We start from the raw sequence: 5,964 nt of genomic DNA on the forward strand, positions 1-5,964 counted from the left end.
GCGCCGAGGTGGTGCCACTGGGCCAGGCGCTCCCGCAGTCGATCCTCGTAGCCCCCGAACCACTGGCGCCTGTGCTGCCTTTCTGCGCGGCGACGTTCGAATGCCTGCGTGAGCTGCTCCTCGGCTTTTGCGATATCTCCATCGAAGCTCATCAGGAGCGCCAGATGGTCGGAGCCCTGCTCCCTGCCTGGTACCTCCTCATGGCTGGAAAGATGGAGCGTTAGCTGCGCCAGCGCGGTCTGATCTGCCGCTGTCGTTTCTGAGAGCCCCCCTTCGGCCAACTGACCCGCAAAGGCCGAGGCGGCTCCGTGTTGCTGACCCAGCCTGACCAGCTTCGCATGCGCGGGGGTTCCGGCATACGCCAGGTAATAGACTCTCACCTCCCCCTGGCGTCCCAGGCGCCAGCAGCGTCTTGACGCCTGGTCGAGCAGGAAGAGGTTCAATGGCAGCTCAAACCAGACAATGGAGTCCAAGAACTGCAGATTGAGGCCCTCGGAGACCGCTCGATACTGAGCGATGATGATGCGCTTGCCCTGAGCCACGGCATGCCAGATGGCCTGCTGGCGCTCCTCCGGCTTCACCTGATCGGGAAGCGTCCAGAGCCAGTGCTGCCACTCGCGCAGCACAAAACTGAGCCGACGCGCCATGCTGCGCGAGTGGGATTGTTCCACGTAGACCAGGACCCGGCGCTCTTCCGCCAGCTCCTGGCTGATGAGCTCCTGAAGCTTCCTCTCCAGCGGATAGAGATAGTCCCACGCCAGCACCGGGGTGCTCAGCACCACCTCCTGGCCTTGCTCGTCCCCCCAGGCGCTCCGCCTCGTAAGCACGAGCTGAAATGGCTTGTCGCAGGGGAGACAGACAAACCAGCGCGGCAGGGTGGCGCAGGCCATGCGCACCGTTTGGTTCGTGCGCGCATCCTCTTCCATCTGCCTGCAGAGGCGCAGATAGGCTCCGCGCAAATCGCGGGCCTCTGCCCAGGCCTCCAGCTCCCTGGCCTCCTCCAGCAGGCTCCTGGCTTCCTCTTCGATCTCGTCGGCCTCCTCTCTCCCTGCCTCAGCACTGGCTGCCTGCCTCCGAAGAAGCTGGGAGTGCTCGCGAAGCTGGGCGGCTCTCGTCCACGCTGCCTGGCAATGAGAATCTTCTAACCTGACCAGGATGGGGATTTCTCGCAAGGGGGGCATGAGCGCCCCCATGTCCTGCAGCGACAGGAAGACCATTCGGTCAAGGAGGAAGGGGAGCAGCCGAACGGAGATCCCCGGAGCGGACGAGGTGCTGGTATGCACGATCATATCCCCCCTCCGCTTCTTGCTCGAAGGGGGAGGTTCGTACTCCTTGACCACGGATCGAATCATGCCGAACAGCTCCTGGGCGCGTCCGATCTCGGCCCAACTCAGCCCCCACCGCTTCCACAACGCCGCATCAACGAGCCGATACCAATAGTGGAAGAGCCCTTCGATATTCCCGCCGTAGTGCGTGCCGCTGGCCAGCACGCCTTGCTGACCAGCAGCCAGCGCCAGCTGGATGCACCGGGCCAGATCTGAGGAACGGCTGCGCGCATTGTGGCTCTCGTCCACAATGACCAGCCCAATGGCCCCTCGAGCAAAGCGGTAGAGCCATTCAAAAGGAGAGAGGGAGTGCGTAGCAGGGACCTTACTCCACTCAACCTCCTCCCCCACGACGCTCAGCCGCCAGCCATGCACGTGATCGGGCGGACGGTGGTGCTTGATGAGACGCGACCACTCCGCAAAGGCAAGCGGCCTGAGACGCCGCTCCGTCTCAGGGCGTCGGCAGAAGGTAAACAGCGCGGCTCGCTTGCCATCAGGGCACTGGTGCCAGCGCGGTCGTAGCTCAAACCAGCGCCGGCTCCCCACGGGGGGAAGGTCGGAAGGGCGTGCCGCCGGCTTCACGAGATCGCCCTGCTCCTCCTCTTCCCCAGAGGCCTCGCCGAGCGCCTGCCAGGGCCGCGCGGTGATGACCTGCCCACAGTCCGTGCAACAGAACAGGATCCTGTCTCGCTTCCGTTCAAGGACAGCCGGGCGCCAGCTCAGGTCCAGCGCTTGGGAACGGGAGTGCGGCACGATCCCCACCACGGCAGGCGCCTGACTGGTAGCGCAGCGCTGCAGCCAGGCGCGGGCTTCGTCCACCGTCCGCACCAGGTAGACTTCGGCCTCCGGCCAGCAGGCCTCTACCTCGCGCTGGTACTCCAGAGCCACCCGCAGCGGCGTGGTGACCAGCACCGGCAGGCTGGAAGGCCCTGCGTCCCGAGGCCGTATCAGCTGGTCCGTGCCCGCCTTGCGATAGCCCACCAGCCGAGGTCGTCGCTGTGGTTGCTCCAGGCCAGTGCCGCTCACGCGGGCTTCATAGACCGGTTCCACCCCCAAGAGGTCCCGCAGGAACGGCTCCTTCAGCCAGGCGCGGCGCAATCGTTTGATCCAACGCTGACCAGGTCGACGCTGGCGCCAGTCCGCAGCGAGCAGTGCCGTGAGCCCGGTGCACATGCGGGTCTTGCCTGTGCCGGGCTCGGCCTGCAAGAGCACCACGCGGCGAGATCTCTCAAGCGCACGGTACATCCCCAGAATGGCGTGGATCTGCTGGTCGGCAAGCCCTGGCCAGGGCACGCCTGCTAACTGCTTATCGCGCCCGACCTGCCGCAGGATCTCCAGCTCCCGGTCCGTCGGATCGAGCGGATAATCAATCCTGTGGGGCAACGAGAGGAGCTGCTCTACCAGCTGCTCCTGGGCCTGGGCCAGAAACCGGAGCGCCTCCGGACCCGTCAGGTAGTGCCAGCCATCCTTGGACAGCAGACCGACGACCGGGAGTTCGTGTCGGAGCCGCGCATAGGCTCGCTGGACGCCCGTGTGCCTGAGCGCTTCCTCTTCTTCGGCGGTCAGGGGGACCTCGCTCCATTGCTGAATCACAAAGGCCTGGAAAAGAGCCCCCTGGGAAGCGGTTGGCCCCAGACCCCTGAGAAACCGTCCGTTCAGGACGCCGCTCAGGATCTTGGCTGCAATGTGTGCCAGGGTGCTGCTACTGTAGGGCATCACCAGCTCTTGTGGCCGATCTGCCTCTTCCTGCAGGCCCTGGCCCTCCGTGGCCCAACGCCAGTGAGCGTGCTGCTCCAGGCCCGACTGCGGCAGAAACTGCCATATCACTTCAGCCTCCGTGCTCTCTACCTCGAGGAACAGCGATGGCATCCGCTCAGCCGGCGGAACCTTATAGGGATCGGGGAGCGGGCTGGCAGGCAACTCAGGCGGCACCTGTTTCTGCCACCTGCCGTTTGCCCACGCAATCTCTTGCAGGTGAGCAGCCTCTACCTGGGCTTCGGCGAACTGCTCTGGGGAGGCAGGCGTCACGGCCCTGGCTCGTCGGCGGGCACACACGATCAGCTGGGTGTAGGCACTGAAGCCGGGACCATCTGCAACCTGCTCGGGCAGGCGCCACACCCGGATGTCCTCATAGGAGCGCACCAGGTGCTGGATCAGCGCAGACCAGGCGCTCCTCGCAGGGATCACCGCCACGAGAATCCCCCCAGGCCGCAGCCAGGCACCAGCCTTCTTCACGAAGACATACTCCTCCCGCTGTCCTCCCGCCTCCGCGAGATAGGGCGGGTTGACCAGGAGCAAGGAGAAACGGTTCCGAGCGGTGACGGCTTCAAAAGGAGCGGTCAGAATCGTCGACCCTGGCAGTCGAGCGCGGGCCCTGGCGGCGCGCTCGCGCTCAATCTCCACGCCAAAGCAAGGCATCCCGCGCTCAAAAGCGGGCAGCAGCAGGTCCCCCTCGCCCGCCGCAGGGTCAAGGACCGGCGTCCGCGGCGGCTCACCCACCCGCAGCAGATTCGCCATGATGGCCTCAGCCACACTCGGTGGCGTAGGAACAAAGGCCGCCTTGGCAAGATTGCCAAGCCGGCCGTGTGGTAAAATAGAAGACGATGGAGGGGTACTCACGCTATCCTCCTGTCTTATTAAGAATGAGCCGCCGGAGCAGCCTCTCCCAATTGCTCCGGCGGCTCATTCTTGGCTATGGAGAATGGGAAGAGGGGTGATCTCAGGTGTGCTTAATAGCTCCTGAGATCACCCCTCTTGATACAGACGCCGCAAGGCGCTCTGACGGAGAGAGACGAGATCTGGCGAGAGCGTCCAGCCACTGCATGGATGGCCCTCAGCATCGTAGAATCGGAGCACATACTGATCTGTTGCATAGTCATACCAGATCACTCCGATCTCCCCCTTGCCGGGGATGAGGAGCGGGTCGATGCTGCGCTGCTTGCGCTGCTCGAACCAGGAACTGGCGACCTGGCAGAGCGCCGAGAGAGCCGCCTCCTTCGTCGATCCTTCTCCTGTCCAGCGATCGGCAAGGAAGTCCAGTTCCAGCATGGCCTTGAAGCGATAGCCGTGTTCCTGCTTCTTCCTGTGAAGGGTGAAGCGATTCATGAGCTCCTCCTCTGTAGCGGTTCTGCGAGTCCATCTTTCAATGAGGCCAATGCAGCTGCGCTGCGTAAGATGCAATGATGCAATCATTCCACCGTGCTGCCTGACCGACGACCTTCCACCCGCGAATGCCGGCTGCAGGCAGCGGCTCAATGAGGCCCTCCTGCACACCAGCCTCCCAGAGGACCTCAGCCCACTGGGCGAGCCGCTCTCCCGAAGGGAGAATGGCTCGCGTCGCCCTGAGGAACACCAGAAACGTCGAGAGGGCTGGCCGGCTCTCTCCCACATTCCCCAGCAGGATGCCATCTCCTAACACAGGGGCCAGGGGTTCTGACGACGGCTCCTCGGCTGTCTGGGGAGAGAGAGCTTGCGGAGGGAACCTGGGAGTGCGAGAGCACGCCTGCTGCAGATCGAGGGAATGGCTGAGCAGCACAGCCACCACGCCCCGCGTGCAGACGAGCGGCACGGCAATCTGCCGATACCTTCCGGAAGCACGCAGCCAGGTCTCAGCAGGCATCACTTTCCTCCACTCTGTCGTCGTGGCAGCGGTCGAAGAGAAGAGCACCATCTTGCCCTGCAGGAGCTGGGCAAACAGGGCTGCGACGGTGGCCCGCGGTCCTGTAAGGCAAGCGAGCAACAGCACCTCCTTCTGGTCATCGAGCAGCACGGCCCCCACCGGGGCCTGGAAGCCATCGGACTGCATCATCCCCACGGGGCCACGGGGGTCGTACGGCCGCACAGGAGTTGTTCCCCAGGCGGCGGCACCTTCTACCATGATGCCCCCCCTTCCTGCTTACCGCCACCGCGCAGGTGCAGGGGGGGAAGCCGCAGCAGGTCCCTGGCGAGAAGTTGGGGAAACTCAGCGGCTTCTAACGGCTGATGGACCGCTGCGGCCAGATCCATCACTGCCGTGGCGACCTTGCGAGCTACCTGGTAGGCGACCAGGTAGCTTTGCGTCGCCTCTGCCAGACAATCTGCCAGACAAAGGGCCAGAGGGAGCCACGCTCCCTCCAGCTTCAGCAGGTGCCTAAGCTCACCCGCGGAGTAGCGAACCGCAGGAAGATACAGCACCCGCAGGGGAGGCTCAGGGCTGCTGAGGAGAATGCTGATGAGCGTTGGATCAAGGATGGCGTTGGAAGCATCCTCCAGCCAGCCATGCACGCTCAATGTCAGCGTGGCATTCAGCAGCAGACTCCCGTCATGAGCGCGATGAGTGGCCTCATTGGTTGCGATGGCGAGATACCATCCCTCGACATAGTGCAACCGAAAGCGATCGTGCCAGCGCTGCAGCAGCCGAAGGGCATTGCCAAAGCAGTGCCCTGGAAGAGCGCTGCCCATGCAGGCCAATTCCTCGGGAGACAGGTTCGTGAGGTTCGTGAGCACCTGCTGATGGGTGCGCGGGGCAAAGCGATCGGGCGAAGAAACGAGGAGATCCATGATACACCTCCAAAAAGGAGTTTTTATTTGTTAGAGAGGTTGAATCGCGAATGTGTGGAGAAAAGGAGAGAAAAGAAAAGCGCAACGGCCATGACCTTGT

4 protein-coding genes are annotated in these 5,964 nt (G+C 63.7%); all 4 read right to left on the minus strand.

Features of this window, described 5'->3' with window-relative positions; genetic code table 11:
* Positions 1-3,944: DUF6094 domain-containing protein (locus ACFMO7_RS06770; protein WP_376794760.1), on the minus strand; the 3,944-nt coding region annotated here is incomplete at its 3' end.
* 126 nt (positions 3,945-4,070) lie between these two features.
* Positions 4,071-4,430, minus strand: coding sequence for a hypothetical protein (locus ACFMO7_RS06775; RefSeq protein WP_376794761.1), 360 nt, complete (start codon positions 4,428-4,430; stop codon positions 4,071-4,073).
* A gap of 37 nt (positions 4,431-4,467) precedes the next feature.
* Positions 4,468-5,202 carry a hypothetical protein gene (locus tag ACFMO7_RS06780; protein ID WP_376794762.1) on the minus strand — a complete coding sequence of 245 codons (735 nt, stop codon included), beginning with the start codon at positions 5,200-5,202 and terminating at the stop codon, positions 4,468-4,470.
* Positions 5,196-5,864 carry a hypothetical protein gene (locus ACFMO7_RS06785; RefSeq protein ID WP_376794763.1) on the minus strand — a complete coding sequence of 223 codons (669 nt, stop codon included), beginning with the start codon at positions 5,862-5,864 and terminating at the stop codon, positions 5,196-5,198. The genes ACFMO7_RS06780 and ACFMO7_RS06785 overlap by 7 nt, the downstream gene beginning before the upstream one ends.
* Positions 5,865-5,964 lie beyond the last annotated feature (100 nt).

It is taken from the genome of Thermogemmatispora sp. (genome assembly GCF_042408735.1).
Classification (GTDB): Bacteria; Chloroflexota; Ktedonobacteria; order Ktedonobacterales; family Ktedonobacteraceae; genus Thermogemmatispora.

Excerpts from the sequence above, each read along its gene's own strand:
- ACFMO7_RS06785 (WP_376794763.1), bottom strand. The coding sequence starts at position 5,864 with ATGGATCTCCTCGTTTCTTCGCCCGATCGCTTTGCCCCGCGCACCCAT.
- ACFMO7_RS06780 (WP_376794762.1), bottom strand. The coding sequence starts at position 5,202 with ATGGTAGAAGGTGCCGCCGCCTGGGGAACAACTCCTGTGCGGCCGTAC.
- ACFMO7_RS06775 (WP_376794761.1), bottom strand. The coding sequence starts at position 4,430 with ATGAATCGCTTCACCCTTCACAGGAAGAAGCAGGAACACGGCTATCGC.